This window comes from Ruegeria sp. SATB045, assembly GCF_059613525.1.
Map to the genome: position 1 here is coordinate 729,657 of NZ_JBXWSR010000020.1, position 20,763 is coordinate 750,419.

Here is a 20,763-nt window from a genome sequence, read left to right on the forward strand (position 1 = left end):
CCGACAAATCCAGTCGCAAGTTTTTCATTGAGGTCGCAATTGCCCATGTTTAAGTGCTTTGGGGTTTAGTCATTCTTCTTGGAGTTGCAGTGCCTGATCCTGTGATAAAAATCGTATACGGTCCGTCTGCACTGAGCAAAGGTGTCTCTAATGCGTCGACAGGGGGACCAGGCGCTCTTCTGTCCGCCGGTAGTTCGGCTGCTGACAGATTGCCCTTCGACCGGGAGCAGCTTTTTAGAGTGCTGCATTTCCGGTTGTACGAAACCAACGGTGCTAGACAAAGGGCCAATTGGTTTGGAGGACGGATTTACAACAAGTTTTCTGGCGAAGATCCTATATATATACCAGTTTCGGGAACGCATTTGACGCAAACACTGGATGCAATCCGAATTCAGGCTTCGGACTTTGTAGTTGCTAGTGGGCACTACTTGCTGAGATATGACTACGCTAAACGGGCTTATTACCAATTGAAAAGCGAACGGCAGCGGGAAGGCGATTAACGCACCGCCTCAATCGGCCCCTCAGCACTGCCACTGATGAACTGCTCGACATAGGGATCACCCGACGCATCCATCTGCTCAACAGGGCCAGTCCACTGTATGACGCCTCCGTGCAGCATCGCCACATTATCGGCAATGGCGCGGACGGAACTCATATCGTGGGTGATGGTCATGGCCGTTGCGCCCATCTCGGTCACGATCTCGCGGATCAGGTCGTTGATAACGCCGGACATGATCGGGTCCAGCCCGGTGGTGGGCTCGTCAAAGAAAATGATCTCGGGCTCGGCAGCGATGGCACGGGCAAGGCCCACGCGTTTTTGCATCCCGCCCGACAGTTCCGAAGGGAACCGGTCGGCAACGTCCGATTTCAGGCCCACACGCCTCAGTTTATCAATCGCGATCTCGCGGGCATATTCCGCGGGGCGCTTGAGCGGGCCGCGCAGCAGACGGAACGAGACGTTCTGCCAGACGGGCAGAGAGTCAAACAGAGCCGCCCCCTGAAACAGCATCCCGAACCGGGCCAAAAATGCATCGCGGTCGCCTGTTGCGGCATCCTTGCCATCCACATAGATCATGCCGCTGTCGGGTTTGATCAACCCGAGAACGCATTTCAGCGCCACAGACTTTCCGGTTCCCGAACCGCCTATGATCACCATCGACGTGCCCTTGGGGATATCGAGGTTCATGCCTTGCAGGACTCGGTTATCACCGAAGGCTTTGTGTACATTCTCCAGCCGTATCATACCGAAAAGAACACCCCTGTGAGAATGAAGTTGGCGGCCAGGATCATGATCGCCGCCGCTTCGACCGAGGATTTGGTCGCACGGCCCACGCCCTGCGCGCCGCGGCCCGAGTTCATGCCATAGTAGCAGCCCATCACGGCCGTGATGAGGCCAAACGTTGCACCCTTGACCAGCGATGAAATCACATCGTGCAATTCCAGAAAATTGACCGTGTTCTGAAGGTAAGCGGCAGAGTTGAAACCTAGGTTCTGAGTGGCAACCACATAACCACCTGCGATGCCAATCACATCGCCCACGGCAACAAGCACAGGCACGGTCAATATGGCTGCCAGAACACGCGGTGCGGTTAAGTATTTCATCGGATGCGTGGACAGGGTGACCAGCGCGTCGATTTGTTCAGTTACTTTCATCGTTGCGATCTCGGCCGCGATCGAAGAGGTCACGCGTGCCGCGATCATCAGACCACCAAGAACTGGTCCCAGCTCGCGTACCATGCCGATGGCCACGATCTGAGGTACCACGGCCTCGGCGTTGAAACGGGCGCCGCCAGCATAGATTTGCAGCGCCAACGCGCCACCGGTAAAAATGGCGGTTAGGCCGACCACGGGCAGAGAAAGCCAACCGATATTCATCAGCGCAACGACAAATTCGCGTGGATAAAACGGAGGGCGGAAGACGTGCGATATCGCATCCACTGTAAACAGTGCCACCTTTCCAAAGGTGGCAAACACAGTCAGGACGGCATGGCCTATACCGCCCAGCAGTCTCAAAGGGTTCATTCCACGTAACCTCGGGAATAGCGCGCACCGAGCGACGTGAGGATCTCGTAGCCGATAGTGCCTGCGGCCTCGGCGAGGTCGTCTACGGTCTGGTGGCCGTTGAGAATGCGCATTCGTTCTGGGTCCTCAGGCAAATCAGTGACATCCACGGTGATCAGATCCATGGAGATACGCCCAACGACGGGGCAGGGTTGACCACCTGCGAACGCATCAATGCCGCCCCCGATCGCGCGGTGCAGACCGTCAGCATAGCCCGCTGCAACGGTCGCGATACGTGACGGACGGCGCGCGGTCCAACTGTTGCCGTAGCCAACAGTCTCGCCCTCGGCCAACTCGCGGACCTGAATGACGGGCAGGTCCACAGTCACCACAGGTTTCGCGTCGGCAAAAGGCAGACCACCGTACAGACCGACACCGGGCCGACAGAAGTCGAAATGGAATTCCGGCCCCAAAAGTAACCCTCCGGTCGCAGCCAAGGACCGTTGGGCCGAGACTCCATCAGTCATATCGCGGAAAGTATTGAGTTGTTGCCGGTTCATCGGGTGATCCGGCTCGTCCGAGCAAGCCAGATGCGACATGACAACAACCGGGTTCAGATCCTCAACCCGCGTTCGCAGCTCGGCCCAATCGGATGGTTCAAAGCCAAGTCGGTTCATGCCGCTGTCGAGCTGGATGCCAAATGAATGCGAGGGCAGGCTTTGTTCGTGGCGCAGAAACTGTTCGGGCGAGTTCAGCAAAGGTGTCAGGTCGTTCCCGCGCAGCAGTTCGGTATCGCCTTCCATATGCCCTGAGAAGACGCCGATCATCGGACCTGGGCCAACAGCTTCGCGGACGGCTGCGCCTTCTTCGGCGACGGCAACAAAGAACTTGCGAACACCTTCTTCGGCGAGGGTGTCCGAGACAGGACCCGCACCCAAGCCATAGGCGTCTGCCTTGACCACGGCGCCGGTCTCGACATTCGTTTTCGTATCTAGTGCGCGCCAGTTGCTGGCGAGCGCATGCAGGTTGATCGTCAGACGTGCGGTACTCATGGAACTGTTCATGACATTGGATCGCTGCAGGTCAAGGGGGTACGCACCGTTTATTGCCGGTTTGACGGGAACGTGGGCGAGGAATGGCTTGTCAGTATGGCAAACAAGGAACCTATGCGCCGAAAAAATCAGGGCTTATTGTTTTCACTGCGTCATCAACACAAGATTGGTGCGAGAATCATTTACGCTCATCCTGGGCGTCGGCAGGAGTAGAATTTGTGCAGTTTTCATCAGGTGTTACTGGCATAGAAGCCGAAATCCCCGAGTTCTTCCGGGCCGTTTTCAGCGCATCCGAAGGGTCGGATGAAGGTGAAGCGTTGAAGGCGCTGACTGTTGCACTGATCAAGACCACTGAGGCCGATGATTTGCTGTGCGTGACAGTGCATACATCCGAGCGCCTGTGCGGGTGCATTTTCTTTTCTCGCCTGACTTATGACGAAGACCCGCGCAAGGTGGTGCTGATGTCCCCGGTTGCGGTTGCTACAGATCGTCAGAAGCAAGGGATCGGACAGAAGTTGATCGCGTACGGGTTGGAACAGGTTCGCCAAGCAGGGGCCGAGGTCGCGGTGACTTATGGTGACCCGGCCTATTACGGTAAGTCGGGGTTTCAGTCGATGACACCAGAGTTCGCGCGACCGCCCCACGATCTGAGCCAGCCGCATGGGTGGCTTGGCCAATCGCTGAACACCAAGGAATTTAGGCCAATAGCCGGGCCATCGCGCTGTGTGCCAGCCTTCGATCAGCCCGGGTTGTGGTGACTGTCAGTAGCCTTCGATCTGGCCGTCCTGCTGCCAGGGTTTGACCAGGTTGCCAAAGCGAGTGAACTGCGCCTCAAACGACAGTTCGACCGTGCCTATGGGGCCGTGACGCTGCTTGCCGACAATGACTTCGGCCTTGCCATGCAGGCGGTCCATGGCCTGCTTCCACTCTTCCATCTTTTCCAGCTCATGATCGCCAGGCTTTTCACGCTCTTTGTAGTATTCCTCGCGGAACACGAACATCACAACGTCGGCGTCCTGTTCGATCGAGCCCGATTCCCGCAGGTCAGACAGTTGCGGGCGCTTGTCGTCGCGACTTTCCACCTGACGCGAGAGCTGAGACAGGGCGATCACCGGGATATTCAACTCCTTGGCGATGGCCTTCATGCCCATCGAAATTTCGGCAATTTCGTTGACGCGGTTGTCGGACATGCCCCGGCACAGCTGCAGATAGTCGATCACCAACAGATCCAGCCCATGCGTTCGCTTGAGCCGCCGCGCGCGGGCGGCAAGCTGCGAGATCGGCAGGGCAGGGGTGTCGTCGATGAACAGCGGGCAGGCTTCCAACTCCTTGGCGGCGTCCACGAACCTGCGGAACTCGGCCTCGGTCATATCGCCTTGGCGGATCTTGTGGCTTGAGATTTCAGAGGCTTCGGCCAGAACCCGGCCGGCCAGTTGTTCCGCGCTCATCTCCAGAGAAAAGAATCCGACCACGCCGCCATCCACAGCCCCTTCGGACCCGTCCGATTTGGTGCCGCGCTTATACGCCTTGGCCACGTTGAACGCGACGTTGGTCGCCAATGAGGTTTTCCCCATCGACGGACGCCCGGCCAGAATGATCAGGTCCGACGGGTGCAGGCCCCCAAGCTGTTTGTCCAAATCGGCCAGACCGGTGGAAATCCCCGCCATGCCGCCACCGCGCTGATACGCTTCGTTGGTGACGTTGACGGCTTCTGTGACCGCCTTGAGGAAGGATTGAAATCCCTGTTCGGTCTGGCCCTGCTCGGATAACTGGTAAAGCTGTTGCTCGGCCTCGACGATCTGTTCCTTGGGCTCGCTGGACACATCAACCCGTGCCGCCTTGTCCGAGATGTCGCGGCCCAGCCGGATCAATTCGCGCCGGATGGCGAGGTCATAGATCATCTGGGCATAATCATGCACCGCAAACGCACTGATCGAAGCACCCGCCAGTTTGACCAGATAGGCGGGGCCACCCAACTCTTTCAGGCCCTCATCCTCGGCCATGAAGGATTTCAGCGTCACGGGCGAGGCCAGCGCATTCTTGGCGATGCGATTGGCCGCGACCTCATAGATGCGGGCATGGACCGGATCATAGAAATGCTCGGCCCCAATGATCGAGGCCACCCGGTCATACAGATCGTTGTTCGTCAGGATGGCACCGAGAAGCTGTTGTTCAGCCTCAATGGAATGCGGCATGGTTTCGGCGTTCTGAATCTGCGCCGCTGCCTGCTCGATACTGCTTATCTCGTTCATTTTGTCCCCACTGCCCTGATGAGGTTCTACACGCGAATGGCCGTCCCAATCCATCTGGAAATCCCTGTGGTTAACTTGGGGTAAGACCTAGGGATAAGTTTCCAGACAGATAGGATATCTGAATGTTTATCGCTTATTATGTAGGAAAGGCGGGGAAAGTCACCAGATATCGTGCTTGGTGCACCGATTCTTCCTGGCTTATCCCCAAATTACCCACAAGAGGTTTATGTGGATTTATTAGCTTCCTGCCATCCACGCGGATCGTTCAGGAAGGCCTCGACCTCGTCAAGTGTCTCAGTGTCAAAGGCTTTCTGCGCCTTGGCCTCGGCCAGAACGTCCCACCACGTACACAGCGAATGCAGCTTCACGCCGTGGTCGCCCAGCGTCTTTTCGGTCTCGGGGAAGATCCCATAGTAGAATATCACCGCCGTATGTCCGCAGGTCGCGCCCGTTTCACGGATCGCATCCACAAAAGACAGCTTGGACCCGCCATCGGTGGTCAGGTCCTCGACAAGCAGCACGCGCTCACCTTCGGACATTGCGCCCTCGATACGGGCGTTGCGGCCGTATCCTTTGGGCTTTTTGCGCACATAGGTCATCGGCAGGGCCATACGCTCGGCGACCATGGCAGCAAAGGGGATGCCTGCGGTTTCGCCACCGGCGATGTTGTCGAACGCCTCGAACCCGGCATCGCGCATCACGGTGACCGTCAGGAAATCCATCAGAGTCGAGCGGATACGCGGGTATGAGATCAGCTTGCGGCAGTCGATATAGGTCGGGCTGGGCAGGCCCGAGGCCAGCGTGAACGGCTCGCGCGAATTGAAGTGGACGGCCTTGATCTCCAGCAGCATCCGCGCGGTCAGGCGGGCGATTTCGGTGCTGTCGGGGTACGAGCTAGGGATCATGGTGCAAACCTCTGGGCTGAAAACAGGTTGCGGGCTGATAACGCGCGGTGCCCCCCAGAGTCGAGAGGGCGGGCAAAAGAAAAGCGGACCCGCAAGGGGCCCGCTTAGCACGTTTAGTATGGCGCGCGATCAGCTTGTCATGTCATAGGCGCGTTCACCATGCACCGACAGGTCGAGGCCATTGGTTTCTGTCTCGGCATCCACACGCAGCGGCGTGATCAGAGCGACCAGTTTGATCAGCACAAAGGTCACGACGGCGGTGAAGACACCAACGATGACCAGGCCACCCAACTGTGCAGTCCAGGCCCCTAGGCCAAAGACGGCGATCATGATGGTGCCAAAGATGCCCCCAACGCCATGCACGGCGAACACATCCAGCGTATCGTCGATTTTCAGAACGTTGCGGATGACATTCACCGCTTCCTGGCACAGCACACCAGCCACGGCACCGATGATCAGCGCCTGAACCGGATCCACATAGCCCGAGGCAGGTGTGATGGAGGCCAAACCAGCGATCGTACCGGTCACCAGACCGACCATCGACGCCTTGCCGTATTTAATCCGTTCGTAAAGTGCCCATGTCAGCGAGGCGGTCGCAGCCGAGATATGCGTCACGGTCATCGCCATCGCAGCGCCCCCGTCAGCGGCCAGTTGCGACCCGCCGTTAAAGCCGAACCAGCCGACCCACAGCATCGCGGCGCCGATCATGACAAAACCTGGATTGTGCGGCGGCGTCGTGCGGTTGCGGCGCGGGCCCAGCACCACGGCAATGATCAGCGCGGCCAGACCGGCGGTTTCATGTACCACGATACCGCCTGCGAAATCGCGCACGCCGACCTCTCCCAGAATGCCGCCATCGGTCAGCATGCCGCCGCCCCAGATCCAATGCACCACCGGCGCATAGCACAGCAACATCCACAGGCCCGAGAAGGTCAGCACAAAGCCAAAGCCCACGCGTTCCACATATGCGCCTACGATCAGCGCGGGCGTGATGATGGCAAAGGTCATCTGGAACGCGAAAAAGAGAACCTCAGGCAGGTTGCCTGACAGGCTGTCTGCATCGACCCCATTCAGAAACGCCTTGCCCAGACCGCCCCACAGCCCAGATCCACCGTCGCCGAACGCGATGGAATAGCCTGCGACCAGCCACAGGATGCTCATCAGGCAGGCGATGCTGAAACAGTGCATGAAAACGCTCAGCACGTTGCGGGCGCGCACGAGGCCACCATAGAACAGGGCCAGGCCCGGAAGTGTCATAAACAGGACCAGGGCGGTTGCCACTATGATCCAGGCGGTATCGGCTCCATTCATCAGCCGCTCTCCTCTTCAGCTTGCGTGGCGGGGCTTGAAGCGGAGCACGGGTGGGGAAAAAAGAGGCAATCGTTAAAAAAGACGCCTATTTATGGGGCTTTTTCCTTATTGATGATTAGATGTGCGTCATTTTTGCAAGGTTGCAAAAAAATTAGGCGATATTAGAAAGCGCATCTGACAACAAATTTAGCGCGTGATCGCGCGCGGCCACTCGGACGGCGTCACGGCCAAGTGCGCCAAATTCGATGGTTTGTGTTTGGGTCAACCGCCCTGTAGCGGCGATTCCGAAGCAGACGCGCCCCTCGGGTTTGAACTCGGACCCACCGGGGCCCGCGATGCCGGTGATCGATACGGCCAGTTGCGCGTTGGAATGGTGCAGGGCGCCCTCGGCCATCTCGCGGGCAACCTGTTCCGAGACCGCGCCGTGCGCGTCCAGAGACGCCGCCTGTACGCCCAACATCTGCTGTTTTGCGGCGTTGGTGTAGGTCACGAAACCTCGGTCCACCACGGCCGAACTGCCGGGGATGTCGGTCAGCGCCGCGGCGACCATACCCCCGGTACAACTTTCTGCGGTGGCGATCATCACTCCTTGCGCCTTGGCGCGGTCCAGTAGCGCGGCGACGGTCATAGCCCCAGAACCCCATGCGCGATCCCGGCCAGGATCAAGACGCCGATGGCGGCAAAGACCCCGGCGATCACATCATCCAGCATCACGCCCATCGCATCCCCCTTGCGGTCGGCCCAGCCAACCGGGCCGGGTTTGGTAATGTCGAACAGACGGAACAACAGGAACCCTGCAATCCAGCCGGGCCACAGCGCCGTGATCTCGATCCCATGCGCCCAGGAGGGGTAAGAGATCGCCCAAAGCGCGATGAACTGGCCTGCGACCTCATCTATGACGATCTCGGACGGGTCGTGGTCCTCTTGCCCTGCGGTCATCACGCGGGTTGCCCAGAGCCCGCCAAAGAACACGGCAAACGTGGCGATCACCAGCAGGGGGAAACCACCCAGTGTATGCAAGACCCACGCCAAGGGCAGGGCGGCGAGCGATCCCCATGTGCCGGGCGCAGGGCGCAGATAGCCCATACCACAGACGGTGCCGATCAGGCGCGCGGCGGTCATGATTTCACCAGGCAGGCTGTGGCCAGCGAGGCAATGCCTTCGCTGCGGCCCGTGAAGCCCAGCCGTTCGGACGTTGTCGCCTTGACCGAGACCTGATCGGTCCGCAGCCCCATAATCCGGGCCATCTCGATCCGCATCGCCTCGGCATGCGGGCCGATCTTGGGGTATTCGCAGACCAGCGTGCAATCGATATTCGAGATCGCGTATCCCATCGTCGCTGCCAGCTCGATCGCGTGGCGCAGGAAAATCTCGCTGGCGGCCCCTTTCCATTGCGGGTCCGAGGGAGGGAAGTGTTGGCCGATATCTCCCTGCGCCAGAGCGCCATAGATCGCATCAGTCACGGCATGCATTCCCACGTCAGCGTCCGAATGCCCCTGAAGGCCGCGATCATGCGGCACCTGAACGCCGCACAGGACTACATGATCCCCGTCGCCAAACCGATGCACGTCATACCCGTTGCCCAGCCTTACATCCATATTCGTTCCCAATATGCGTTCCGCCCGGGCAAAATCCTCGGGCCTTGTGATTTTGATGTTATCCGCATCGCCCGGCACGATGGCCACGTCCAGTCCTGCGGCGCGGGCAACCTCGGCATCGTCCGCCGCGCCGCCCGCATGAGCGGCATGGGCCGCGACGATGGTGTTATAGTGAAAGCCCTGTGGTGTCTGTGCGGCGAAAAGGCCGGTGCGATCTTGCGTGCCGGTCACCGTTTGTCCGTCTCCGGTCCAAAGCGCATCCGTGACTGCCAAGCCGGGGGCGGCAGCGGGGCTGGCTTCGAGCGCTTGCAACACGTCGTGAATAGTCTGAGCACTGACACAGGGACGGGCGACATCGTGGATCAGAACGCGGGTCACATCCAGATCGCTCAGGGCGGCCAGCCCATTGCGCACCGAACCCGGACGATCTGCGCCACCTGCGGTCAGGATCAGATCTGAAGCGGCAAATTCTTCCCATGCGGTGCTGTCCTCGGGGGACAGGACCAGCACGATGTGATCGACTTGCCCGTGAAACTGCTCAATCGTCCAGTCCGCGACGCGGCGTCCGCCTAGCGGTCGCCATTGTTTCGGGATACCCCCTCCGGCGCGCAGGCCACGTCCTGCGGCAACGATTATGGCTGCGGTGGTCATGGGCGGTGTCTCCGGTAAATTCGGGGCAATGTTTAGGGTGCGGTGAATGCAGAGGCAATCACCCGCGTTATCTCGCCTAAAAATTAAGCAAGTGATGATTTTGCGGGCTTTTCAGCTGCCGTTTTGTTGTTCATATACGCTCAACTCGATATCTAAGTCGCAACTGCCCAAGGATTAAGCACGTTGACTCTTCAACTCGCAGACAAAGACCTGACTCCGCCGGTGCTGCTGGCCCCGATGGCCGGAATCACCGACCGCCCGTTTCGCGATCTGGTGATGCGCTTTGGCGCGGGTATGGTGGTCAGTGAAATGGTTGCAAGCCAGGAAATGGTGCAGGCCAAACCCGGCGTGCGCGAACGGGCCGAGCTGTCGGCCGACGTGGAAAACACCGCCGTTCAACTAGCCGGGCGTGAGGCGCATTGGATGGCCGAGGCCGCCCGGCAGGTCGCTGATCGGGGCGCGCGGGTGATCGACATCAACATGGGGTGTCCGGCCAAGAAGGTCACGAATGGCTATTCCGGCTCGGCGCTGCTGAAAACGCCGGATCATGCGCTGACATTGATCGAGGCGGTGGTCGCGGCGGTTGATGTGCCGGTCACGCTGAAAACGCGGTTGGGGTGGGACGACAAATTACTGAATGCGCCGGACGTCGCGCGGCGCGCGCAGGAGGCAGGGGTGCAGATGGTGACGATCCATGGGCGCACGCGCTGTCAGTTCTACAAGGGGCAGGCGGACTGGCAGGCGATCCGCGCGGTGAAAGAGGCGGTCGATATCCCTGTAATCGCAAATGGGGATATCGTGGATACGGAAACAGCGGGAACCGCGTTGGATCAGTCAGGCGCGGATGGCGTCATGATCGGGCGGGGTGCTCAAGGTCAGCCTTGGGTTCTGGCTCAGGTCTGCCACGATCTTTATGGCGCGCCTGCGCCGGTGGTGCCTCAGGGCGAGGGCCTGATCGAGATGGTCCGCGCGCATTATCAGGCGATGCTGGGCTTTTACGGTAGCGATCTGGGTCTGCGCGTCGCGCGCAAACACCTGGGTTGGTATATGGATCAGGCTGGTACGCCAGCAGCCTTGCGCCGCGCCGTTCTGACCTCTCGCGATACGGATGAGGTGATCCGCCTGCTGGGTGACGCCTTAAGCACTGAGGCGGAGGCTGTCGCATGAATTCAGACCAGAGTATTTGGACTTCGCTTCCGGTACCGGCCTTCATAATTGATGGCGATGATCGGATATCCGACGTTAATTCAGCCGGCGAAGGATTCCTGAATGCCTCGCGTAAATCGGTGATCGGGCACCCGGTTTGGGATCAGATTGCGGTCGACGCGCCACTGGAAGAGGCGTTCGAGCGCGCGCGGGCGCAGGGAACACCCTTGTTCGTGAATGATGTAGATGCGGGCTCGGGCAATCGTGCGCCGCTGCAATGCGCGCTGCAGATTGCACCATTGGTTGGCCATCCGGGTTCAATGATCATGATCATCTCGCCGCGAGAACTGGCAGGGCGGATGACGCGGGGCAATACTGTCAAATCGGCGGCGCAGTCGGCGATTGGCATGGCCGAGATGCTGGCACACGAGATCAAGAATCCACTGGCCGGCATCACTGGCGCGGCGCAACTGCTGAGTATGAATATCTCACAGCAAGACCTTGAACTTACAGACCTTATCGTCGCTGAGAGTCGTCGTATCGTAAAGCTGTTGGAACAGGTCGAGCAATTCGGAAACCTGTCGGAGCCTGATTTCAAGCCAGTGAATATTCATGATGTCCTGGACCGCGCACGCCGGTCGGCCTTGCTAGGATTCGGCGCGCATATGAAAATCATCGAGGAATACGACCCTTCGTTGCCGCTGGCCTATGGTGATCCGGATCAATTCCTGCAAGTCATTTTGAACTTGTTGAAAAACGCGTCTGAAGCTGCTGATCCCAAAGGCGGAATAATTCGCATCAGGACGTATTTCGAACATTCCTTCCGACTTCGGCGCAGTGATGGTTCGGGCCATTCCCTGCCATTGCAGATCGAGATTATCGACGACGGGCCGGGCCTGCCCGAGAAAATCCGTAGCGATATCTTCGACCCGTTCGTGTCGGGCAAGGAAAACGGCACCGGCCTCGGGCTGGCGCTGGTGAGCAAGATCATCTCGGACCATGACGGCTGGATTTCCGCCGACTCGGTGCCGGGCCGTACGGTGTTTCGTATCTCGCTGAGGCGGGCACCGAAGGATGCAACGTAAGACAAAGCCGGAAAGAGCTTAAGGAGAGCACCAAATGGATGGAACAGTTCTGGTCGCAGATGACGACCGCACGATCCGCACCGTTTTGACACAGGCCCTGACGCGGGCTGGATGCAAGGTGCATGCGACCTCTTCGCTGACCACGCTGATGCGCTGGGTTGGTGAGGGCAAGGGGGATGTGGTGATCTCGGATGTCGTAATGCCGGACGGCAACGGTCTGGAAATGCTGCCAAAAATCGCTCAGGACCGTCCAGGTTTGCCAGTCATTGTAATCTCGGCTCAGAACACGATCATGACGGCAATTCAGGCGGCCGAGGCGGATGCTTATGATTATCTGCCCAAGCCCTTTGACCTGCCGGATTTGATGAAGCGCACTGCGCGCGCGCTGGAGCAGAAACAGCGCGTTCAGACCGAAGTGGCGGAACCTGTCGACGAGCGTCCGGAAGAATTGCCTTTGGTCGGACGGACACCGGTAATGCAAGCGCTTTATCGGCTGGTTGCACGGGTTATGAACACTGATCTTTCGGTCATGATATCTGGTGAAAGTGGAACGGGTAAATCGCTGATTGCAAGGGCAATTCATGACTTCTCGGATCGTCGGACGCTGCCATTTGTAACTGCAACTGCGGCCGATCTGCGGGATCTGGAAGGCCCCGCGCGGGTGATGGCCCGTGTGCGTGGCGGTACGTTGCTGATTGATGAAATTGCCGATATCGAGGATGAACTGCAGGCCCGTATCGTGCGCATGATGGACACGCCCGGCGATCACGTCCCGCGCTTTATGGCAACCAGCCAGTCCGACCTGACCGAGGCGATGGAGAGTGGGCGCGTGCGTCAAGATCTCTACTACCGTTTGTGCGGTGCGACTATTCATGTGCCAGCATTGCGGGAACGGGTTGATGACATCACCTTGCTGGCCGATCACTTTCTGGCACGGGAAGAACGTGAGCACGGCACCAAGCGCTGGCTTAGCGCTGACGCGGTGGAACTGGTTCGACGCTATTCCTGGCCGGGTAACGTGCGGCAGCTTGAAAACGCAATCCGCCGCCTGAGCCTGACCAGCCGCGCCGATGAAATCTCGAAAGCCGAGGTTGAGATGGTGCTGGGCAGTCAGCCCGAGGCTGAACCTGTTCTGGGTGACGGCGAACGCGAAAAACTATCGGCGTCGGTTGCGCGTCATCTGAGGCGGTACTTTGATCTGCACGGTAATTTGCTGCCACCTCCGGGTCTCTACCAACGCATTCTTCGCGAGGTCGAAGCCCCGCTGATCGAACTGGCGCTGGATGCAACTGGTGGGAATCAGGCAAAATGTGCTGATCTTCTGGGGATTAACCGGAATACGCTGCGGAAAAAGATTACAGACCTCGATATTCAGGTGACACGCAGACGCAAACTGATGTAATATGGCCACACAAAGCGTGGCATCCGGGTTCTGACCCGGCAAGGACCACGAAATATGGCGGTTAGCCGCGAAAGCGGCGCATCAGGATGAGGGCAGACGGTGGCATCCCGAGCACAGAGCGGGCTGATCCTATCGATTAATCGGTGGCGAAAATCCCGAAAGCTGCGCAATTTTAGCACCTTGGGTCTGGTTCTTCTGGGCCCTGCTTTGGCGTTGGCGACGTATCTTGTGATCGGCCCCTTTGACCTTGGGGCTTCTGCACCAACTCTGCGGCTCATCCTGCTTGCGGACTTGGTCTATGTACTGGTCGTTGCGGCGCTTGTGCTCAGTCAGGTCGGTACGTTGATTGCGGCACGGCGCGCGAAATCCGCGGGCTCGCGCCTGCACCTTAGACTGATCGGCGCATTTACGCTTTTGGCGTTGGTTCCAACCGTGACAGTTGCCATCTTCGCCGGATTGACGGTGAACATCGGGCTTGAGGGTTGGTTTTCAGACCGTGTTCGGCAGGTTGTGGGCTCATCTCTCACGGCCGCTGAAGCTTACGAGCAAGAGCACCGCGAGGGCTTGACGCAGGACGCCACAGTTCTTGCGCGGTTCTTGGACAATTCACGCGCAGTAGACTTCTACATCTCGGACGCCGAATTGCGGTCTGTGTTGGCACAGGGACAATCTCAGATTCAGCGTGGTCTGCGCGAGGCTTATGTCATCGACGGCAGTGGCGAGATCAAATCGCGCGGCGACAGGTCGTACCTGTTCAACTACGAAGCTCCGACGCCAGAGCAACTGGTCGAAGCCGCTGATACGGGCCTTTTGATCATTGCAGATTGGCAGAACAGCGAATTCCGGGCGTTGGTTCCTCTGCGCGCCTTTCTGGATCGATACCTTTATGTAAGTCGCGAAGTCGACGGGCAGTTGCTGACCTTGCTGGACGACACCAAGGAAACGGCACAGTTCTATCAACAGCTTGAAAGCGACCGGGGCCGGGTTCTGTTCGAGTTCGGTCTTTTATATCTTGGCTTTGCGGTCATTTTGATCCTTGCTGCGATGTCTTTGGGAATGTGGTTTGCCGAGCGCCTCTCGCGCCCGGTGGGGCGGTTGACAACGGCGGCCCAAAGGGTTGGTGCGGGTGATCTGAGCGTTCAGGTGATTGAAGAGGCCAGCGATGATGAGATCGCGATGCTGGGCCGTTACTTCAACCAGATGACACGGCAGTTGAAAGGGCAGCGCGATACCCTTCTTGAGAATACGCGGCAAATCGAACGCCGCCGGCGATTGTTTGACTCGGTTCTCAGCTCGGTTACCTCCGGGGTTGTCGGCGTAGATCCGGACGGTTGCGTAACATTCGTGAACCGCTCGGCTGAACGGTTGCTGGACTGGTCGCGTGGCGAAGAACACTTGGCCATCGGCATTGCCGTTCCTGAATTCCTTCCCCTGTTCGAAACGCTGAAGGACAGCGGTCAGGAAGCGGTTCAGGGTGAGGTCAAGGTGACCCGTAAAGGGCGCTTGGAAAACCTGTTGGTACGTATGGCCACCCGCCGCGGCGAGGACGGTGGACTTGAAGGATACGTGGTTGCATTTGACGACGTAACCGATCTGGTCAGCGCGCAGAGGTTGGCAGCCTGGGGTGACGTGGCGCGTCGTATCGCGCATGAGATCAAGAACCCTTTGACCCCGATCCAGCTGAGCGCGGAACGGATCAAACGCAAATTCTCGACCAAGCTGGATGAAGAGGATTGCGACAAGTTGGTGTCGATGACGGATGTCATCGTGCGTCAGACTAATGATTTGCGCCGGATCGTCGACGAATTTTCGAAATTCGCCCGGATGCCCGAACCCGAGCGGCGCGAGGAAAACATTGTTGAGCTGGTGCAAGAAGCGGTCTTGTTGCAGCAATCGGGACAACCGGATGTCGAGATTCTGGCCTCTTTGCCAGACCAGCCCATCCAACTGGATGTGGACGCGACGATGTTGAATCAGGCTTTGACGAACCTGATCAAAAACGCGGGTGAAGCTATCGAAACGCTGAAAAGAAAGGGCGCCCCCGACAATCTGAAGCCACAGATAAAAGTGGACGTGACGCCCGATGACGCAGGTACGGTGATAACGATAGCAGATAACGGAATAGGTTTACCGGAAGACAGGGCGCGATTGTTCGAGCCCTATGTGACCACACGAGACGAGGGGACGGGCCTTGGCCTGCCCATCGTTAAGAAAATAATCGAAGAACATGGCGGTGCACTGACTTTGGAAGATGCACCGGTATTTGACGGACAGGACCATTTTGGCGCGATGGCCGTGATCCGGTTGCCCGGGGGCAATTTCCCCCAATCCTCGGCGCCACAAAAGCAGGCAATTAAAACAAACAAACTGAAAGCAGGCCAAAGATGAGTGACATTCTAATCGTAGATGACGAACGCGATATTCGCGAGCTGGTGTCCGACATTCTGGAGGACGAAGGCTATTCAACCCGGCTGGCTGGCAACTCGGACGAGTGCATGGCCTCGATCAATTCCGAGCCGCCGGGTCTGCTGATTCTGGATATTTGGCTGAAGGACAGCCGTATGGACGGGATCGACATTCTTAAGGCGGTCAAGCGCGACAATCCGGATGTGCCCGTGGTAATCATTTCGGGTCACGGGAACATCGAGATCGCCGTCGCGGCGATCAAGCAGGGGGCTTATGACTTTATCGAAAAGCCCTTTAACATTGATCAGTTGATGGTTGTTATCCGTCGCGCGATGGAAACCTCGCGCTTGCGCCGCGAGAACGCCTCGCTCAAGCGCAAGGAGGTCACGAATTCCGACATGATCGGCAAGTCCGCCTCGTTCCGCGCGATGCAGGGACAGTTGGACAAGGTGACCAAGTCGAACGGTCGCGTCATGCTCAGCGGTCCTGCCGGATCCGGCAAAGAGATCGCCGCGCGGTACATTCACGCCCATTCGAACCGGGCAAACGCGCCATTTGTGACGGTCAATTGCGCCGGTATCGAACCAGAGCGTGTGGAAGAGGTTCTGTTTGGTCGAGAATCATCAGAGCGCGGCGTCGAATCCGGATTGCTGGAAGAGGCTCATGGGGGCGTTGTCTACTTTGACGAGGTTGCCGATATGCCGTTGGGGACTCAGTCCAAGATCCTGCGGGTGCTGGTCGATCAGCAATTCCAGCGTGTTGGCGGCTCAGACAAGGTGCGCGTGGATCTGCGTGTCATTTCATCGACCAACAAGAACCTCGACGAAGAAATCGCGGCAGAACGGTTCCGCGAAGAGCTGTATCACCGCCTGAATGTTGTTCCGATTGACGTGCCCTCGTTGGAGGATCGGCGCGAGGACATTCCGGTTCTGGCGCAACATTTCATAGAAATGTGCAATGAGTCTCAGGGTCTGCCGGTGCGCGAGATATCGGATGAAGCCGTGGCCTTGTTGCAAACCATGACCTGGCCGGGCAACGTGCGTCAGCTGAAGAACTTGATCGAGCGTGTGTTGATCCTTGGGGATGGGACCGGCCCGATTGAGGCCAGAGAACTGCCGACCGAGGATGAAAAATCCGACGACTCCGGTCGTGTGGTTTTGTCGGGTGCACTGGCGACTCTGCCGCTGCGCGAGGCACGCGAGGCGTTCGAGCGTGAATATCTGCTGACGCAGATCAACCGGTTTGGCGGGAATATTAGTCGCACCGCCAGCTTTGTCGGGATGGAACGCAGCGCGCTGCATCGCAAGTTGAAGTCGTTGGGCGTTGTGACATCGAACAAGTCGGGTGCGCGGGTTGCGCAGATTGACGAACCTGAGCCGGCGGAATAATCCGCCGGGTCTTTAACCTGCCTGGCCAGGTGTGATGATCTGGAAAGAGCCATCGTCAAATTTGACGAAACAGGACTCGGTGCTCAGGGGTGGTAGTTCGGTTGTACGAACGGCGGGCACGCGGCTTTTAACGCTTTGCTTACAAGGCGGCAGGCTAATCGGGCGATAGCCTTTGGCGGCCATGCACTGTGCTTCGACCGTGTTGCGCAGGCCTTGGTTGACATCGACTGTGTAGATCTGACCAGGTTGCCACCAACCGCCTGTGCGGTGGCATCGACCGCGGCTGTCGCAATATGTTCGTCCGGGCCAATAAGTCGGCGGTCCCTGACGAACCTGATTGGCGACTGGCGCATCATTCAGGGCCTGCACCTGACATTGCGTCGTCTCGGTCTGCACGCGCGATACACTTTCGCCCTCGCGATAGTACATCGACAATGGCCCGCATGCGGTCAGGACTGTCAAAGGAATGAGTAAACGAATTACTGTTTTCATGGACTTAGAATGCCCTGACCTCAGGGATTTTACAATTCAATTGACCACTTCGGGACCATCTGTCATTCAAAACGTTCAGGCAGAAGGGCCCACGATATGAAGGTCATCATTTGCGGCGCTGGCCAAGTAGGCTGGCAGATTGCACGGCATCTGTCGGGCGAATTGAACGACGTGACGGTAGTGGACAATAACCCTGATCTTGTCCGCAGGGCTACTGAAACGCTGGACGTTCAGGGCATTGCCGGCTTTGCCAGCTACCCGGATGTCTTGGAACGCGCTGGTGCGCGTGACGCCGAGATGATCATCGCCGCGACCCATTCGGACGAGGTGAACATGGTCACCTGTCAGATGGCGCATTCCGTTTTTTCAATTCAGCGCAAGATCGCGCGTTTGCGGTCAAAATCCTACCTGCAAGCTATTCACTCAGATCTCTACCGTCGGGATCACCTGCCTATAGACGTCGTAATCAGTCCCGAGCGCGAGGTGGCCGCTGCCGCCATGCGCCGCCTTTCGGCGCCTTCGGCATTCGATACCGAGATGTTCATGGATGAGAAGGCACAGCTTTTGGGCATCCGTATCGATGAGGATTGCCCGATCGTGAACACGCCCCTGAGGCAGCTGACGGATCTGTTTTCGACCCTCAGTTCCATCGTTGTCGGGGTGCGGCGCGAGGGTACGTTGTTTGCGCCGGAATCCGAAGATCAGCTGTTCGTTGGTGACGAATGCTATGTCTTTGCCAATGTCAAAGACGTGGACCGCACGATGGAGGTTTTCGGCAAAGCGCAGAGGAAACAGGATCGCGTGGTGATCGTTGGAGGCGGCAATGTCGGGCTGGAAGTCGCGCGCACATTGGAAGAACGCGAAAGTCGTGTCCGCGCCAAGATTATCGAGCGGGACCGCAGTTGTGCAGAACAAGCCGCCGAAGCATTGGAACGGACAATTGTTCTGAACGGCGATGGTCTGGACGCTGCACTGCTGCGTGAGGCCGGGATCGAACGGGCGGATGCCATGCTGGCCGTGACGGATGACGACCGCGCCAACATGTTGGCTGCCGTGCGAGCCAAAGCTGAAGGATGCGCATTGGCGATTGCTTTGATCAACGACCCCAGCATGGTCGCGCTGATGGGGCCGCTTGGCATTGATGCATATATCAACCCGCGCGCGACAACGGTCAGTTCGATCCTGCGCCATATCCGGCACGGGCGGGTGCGGCAAGTCTATTCGATCGGGGACGCCGAGGCCGAGGTGATCGAGGCCGAAGTCCTCTCGACCTCTCCAATGGCCGGGCAAAGGCTACGCGACATTGACTTCCCCGAAGGTGTTCTGGTGGGTGCGGTCCGCAAGGGCGATGAGTTGGTGCGTCCCTCGGGCAGTCTGCGGATCGAGGAAAAAGACGTGGTCGCGATCTTTGCGATGGCCAAGGATGTGCCAGAGGTCGAGCGCTTGATGCAGGTTTCGATTGATTTCTTCTGATGGCGCGGGTTGTTGCACATCAGATCGGACTGGTGCGGCGCTTGCCGTTGTTCTTGCTGATCTGGGGCATTGCTGCGGTGTCGATGTGGATACCTGCGGCTTATGCGCTGGCTTTGAATGATCACGATACCTCGCGGTCGTTCTTCTACTCTGGATTACTGGGTTTGTTCGTGGTGGCCACGATTGCGTTGGCCTCATCCAATCGTATTCCTCGCCGGGGAACTCTTGGGCAATTGGCCGTGCTTCTTGGCTGTTTTACCGTTCTACCGTTGTTTTTGGCGATTCCTTTGCATGATGCGCTTGGAAACACCACTTTTCTGAACGCCTATTTCGACATGGTCAGCGCCTTGACTACCACGGGCGCGGATCTGTTCCCCGATCCTGAACGGTTGAGCGCCCCACTGCATCTGTGGCGGGCCCAAGTAGGTTGGATGGGCGGGCTGCTGATGTGGATTTCGGCGGCGGCCATTCTTGCGCCGTTGTCGCTGGGCGGGTTCGAGGTAACGGCGCGTGGTCAGCCGGGACGTCCTGTGACAGGAGTGGCGCAAAGTGAACGTGTTGATCCGCGTGGCCGTCTCATCCGCGTAACCCGGACGCTGACCCCGGTTTATGCTGGGTTAACGCTGGTGATCTGTTTGTTGCTGCTGATAACCGGGGAAACCGGTCTGACCGCGATCTGTCATGCGATGTCCACGATGGCGACGTCGGGTATCTCTCCGGTCGGGGGATTGGAAGGAGCGCAGGCTGGGATCACTGGTGAGGCGATCATCTTTCTGTTCCTTTTCTTCGCGTTGTCGCGTCTAACGTTTTCCACCGATACGGCAACAACCGGGTATTCGCGGTTGGACAAAGACCCCGAGTTCCGGATCGGCCTTATGATCGTTGTCGCTGTCGCCGCACTGTTGTTCACCCGCGTTTGGGCCGGAGTGAATGAAATCGGCAACCAACTGACGCCGGTTCAAGCGCTCAGTGTGATCTGGGGGATGGTTTTCACAGTATTGTCCTTTTTGACCACCGCTGGGTTCGAAAGTGCAAACTGGAACGATGCGCAACAGTTGTCGGGGTTGGGGACTCCGGGCCTTGTTCTGTTGGGAATCGCGCTGATTGGCGGTGGTGTCGCGACCACGGCCGGAGGGGTCAAACTGCTGCGTGTGTTTGCTCTTTACCTGAACGGTGCGCGCGAGATCGACAGGCTGATCTACCCGTCTTCTGTTAGCGGGGTCGGGGGCGGAAATAAGCGCATCCAAAGCGACGGCGCCTTTATAGCGTGGATCTTTCTGATGATGTTCGCGTTGACGGCTGCATTGTTCAACATGTTGTTGGCAGCAATGGGCGCGGGGTTCGAACAGGCGATGGTTTTGACAGTTGCCGCCCTCAGCACCACGGGCCCTCTGATCGAATTGGCGACTGACGTGCCCATCAGACTGGTTGATCTATCGGGGGGCGCAAAGCTGACAATGTGCGCCGCCATGGTGATTGGACGGCTTGAGACGTTGGCAATTATCGCCTTGATCACACCGTCCTTGTGGCGGGACTGAGAATCAACACTCGTGTTAATGATTGATTTTTCATCTGGAAACTCGGTTAACGACACTCCATAC

Annotated in this window: 18 protein-coding genes; 8 read left to right on the forward strand and 10 right to left on the reverse strand. The window is 58.3% G+C overall.

The window, feature by feature from the left end; translation table 11 throughout:
* Positions 1-496: 496 nt before the first annotated feature.
* From AC2FNR_RS11250 to alr, 3 genes are read right to left on the reverse strand one after another with little or no spacing between them, the layout of a single operon-like run.
* On the reverse strand, positions 497-1,243 hold the full coding sequence (locus AC2FNR_RS11250) for an ABC transporter ATP-binding protein (RefSeq protein WP_170724251.1): 747 nt from the start codon (positions 1,241-1,243) through the stop codon (positions 497-499).
* Positions 1,240-2,022, reverse strand: coding sequence for an MlaE family ABC transporter permease (locus AC2FNR_RS11255; RefSeq protein ID WP_496849088.1), 783 nt, complete (start codon positions 2,020-2,022; stop codon positions 1,240-1,242). The genes AC2FNR_RS11250 and AC2FNR_RS11255 overlap by 4 nt, the downstream gene beginning before the upstream one ends.
* Positions 2,019-3,053 carry an alanine racemase gene (alr, locus tag AC2FNR_RS11260; RefSeq protein ID WP_496849089.1) on the reverse strand — a complete coding sequence of 345 codons (1,035 nt, stop codon included), beginning with the start codon at positions 3,051-3,053 and terminating at the stop codon, positions 2,019-2,021. Before alr ends, AC2FNR_RS11255 begins: the two co-directional genes overlap by 4 nt.
* Positions 3,054-3,271: 218 nt before the next feature.
* Between alr and AC2FNR_RS11265 the strand changes: the two genes are divergently transcribed.
* Positions 3,272-3,811, forward strand: coding sequence for a GNAT family N-acetyltransferase (locus AC2FNR_RS11265; protein ID WP_170752822.1), 540 nt, complete (start codon positions 3,272-3,274; stop codon positions 3,809-3,811).
* A gap of 3 nt (positions 3,812-3,814) precedes the next feature.
* Here the strand turns inward: AC2FNR_RS11265 and AC2FNR_RS11270 are convergent, their stop codons facing one another.
* The 6 genes from AC2FNR_RS11270 to AC2FNR_RS11295 form a co-directional block, all read right to left on the reverse strand.
* Positions 3,815-5,305: a replicative DNA helicase gene (locus AC2FNR_RS11270; protein ID WP_170354353.1), complete on the reverse strand. Its 1,491-nt coding sequence runs from the start codon at positions 5,303-5,305 to the stop codon at positions 3,815-3,817.
* Positions 5,306-5,529: 224 nt separating this feature from the next.
* Positions 5,530-6,210, reverse strand: coding sequence for an orotate phosphoribosyltransferase (locus tag AC2FNR_RS11275; RefSeq protein ID WP_496849090.1), 681 nt, complete (start codon positions 6,208-6,210; stop codon positions 5,530-5,532).
* 129 nt (positions 6,211-6,339) lie between these two features.
* On the reverse strand, positions 6,340-7,521 hold the full coding sequence (locus AC2FNR_RS11280) for an ammonium transporter (protein ID WP_480865670.1): 1,182 nt from the start codon (positions 7,519-7,521) through the stop codon (positions 6,340-6,342).
* A gap of 151 nt (positions 7,522-7,672) precedes the next feature.
* Positions 7,673-8,149 (reverse strand): CinA family protein, encoded by a 477-nt coding sequence (locus AC2FNR_RS11285; RefSeq protein WP_496849091.1) that lies wholly within the window; start codon positions 8,147-8,149, stop codon positions 7,673-7,675.
* Entirely contained in the window at positions 8,146-8,643 is a 498-nt protein-coding gene (locus AC2FNR_RS11290; protein ID WP_496849092.1) for a phosphatidylglycerophosphatase A family protein, read from the reverse strand. Before AC2FNR_RS11290 ends, AC2FNR_RS11285 begins: the two co-directional genes overlap by 4 nt.
* The gene (locus AC2FNR_RS11295; protein ID WP_496849093.1) at positions 8,640-9,770 is read right to left on the reverse strand and encodes a bifunctional 2-C-methyl-D-erythritol 4-phosphate cytidylyltransferase/2-C-methyl-D-erythritol 2,4-cyclodiphosphate synthase; all 1,131 of its coding nucleotides are present in this window, start codon (positions 9,768-9,770) and stop codon (positions 8,640-8,642) included. Before AC2FNR_RS11295 ends, AC2FNR_RS11290 begins: the two co-directional genes overlap by 4 nt.
* 183 nt (positions 9,771-9,953) lie before the next feature.
* Here AC2FNR_RS11295 and dusB point away from each other — a divergent pair, with 183 nt between their 5' ends.
* The 5 genes from dusB (at position 9,954) to ntrX (ending at position 17,197) form a co-directional block, all read left to right on the forward strand.
* Positions 9,954-10,937 (forward strand): tRNA dihydrouridine synthase DusB, encoded by a 984-nt coding sequence (dusB, locus tag AC2FNR_RS11300; protein ID WP_496849094.1) that lies wholly within the window; start codon positions 9,954-9,956, stop codon positions 10,935-10,937.
* Positions 10,934-12,001 carry a two-component system sensor histidine kinase NtrB gene (locus tag AC2FNR_RS11305; protein ID WP_170354346.1) on the forward strand — a complete coding sequence of 356 codons (1,068 nt, stop codon included), beginning with the start codon at positions 10,934-10,936 and terminating at the stop codon, positions 11,999-12,001. Before dusB ends, AC2FNR_RS11305 begins: the two co-directional genes overlap by 4 nt.
* Before the next feature lie 34 nt (positions 12,002-12,035).
* Entirely contained in the window at positions 12,036-13,403 is a 1,368-nt protein-coding gene (locus AC2FNR_RS11310; RefSeq protein WP_170354345.1) for a response regulator, read from the forward strand.
* 99 nt (positions 13,404-13,502) lie between these two features.
* Complete coding sequence (locus AC2FNR_RS11315) at positions 13,503-15,791, forward strand: sensor histidine kinase NtrY-like (protein ID WP_170354344.1); 2,289 nt, start codon at positions 13,503-13,505, stop codon at positions 15,789-15,791.
* Positions 15,788-17,197 carry a nitrogen assimilation response regulator NtrX gene (ntrX, locus tag AC2FNR_RS11320; protein WP_170354343.1) on the forward strand — a complete coding sequence of 470 codons (1,410 nt, stop codon included), beginning with the start codon at positions 15,788-15,790 and terminating at the stop codon, positions 17,195-17,197. Before AC2FNR_RS11315 ends, ntrX begins: the two co-directional genes overlap by 4 nt.
* Positions 17,198-17,209: 12 nt before the next feature.
* On the opposite strand, the gene AC2FNR_RS11325 is transcribed toward ntrX, so the two are convergent.
* On the reverse strand, positions 17,210-17,689 hold the full coding sequence (locus AC2FNR_RS11325) for a hypothetical protein (protein ID WP_209194490.1): 480 nt from the start codon (positions 17,687-17,689) through the stop codon (positions 17,210-17,212).
* A 96-nt stretch (positions 17,690-17,785) separates the two neighbouring features.
* Between AC2FNR_RS11325 and trkA the strand changes: the two genes are divergently transcribed.
* Together trkA and AC2FNR_RS11335 are read left to right on the forward strand one after the other, a co-directional pair.
* The gene (gene trkA, locus AC2FNR_RS11330; RefSeq protein ID WP_170724253.1) at positions 17,786-19,162 is read left to right on the forward strand and encodes a Trk system potassium transporter TrkA; all 1,377 of its coding nucleotides are present in this window, start codon (positions 17,786-17,788) and stop codon (positions 19,160-19,162) included.
* Complete coding sequence (locus tag AC2FNR_RS11335; RefSeq protein WP_496849095.1) at positions 19,162-20,700, forward strand: TrkH family potassium uptake protein; 1,539 nt, start codon at positions 19,162-19,164, stop codon at positions 20,698-20,700. The genes trkA and AC2FNR_RS11335 overlap by 1 nt, the downstream gene beginning before the upstream one ends.
* The last annotated feature ends 63 nt before the right edge of the window (positions 20,701-20,763 follow it).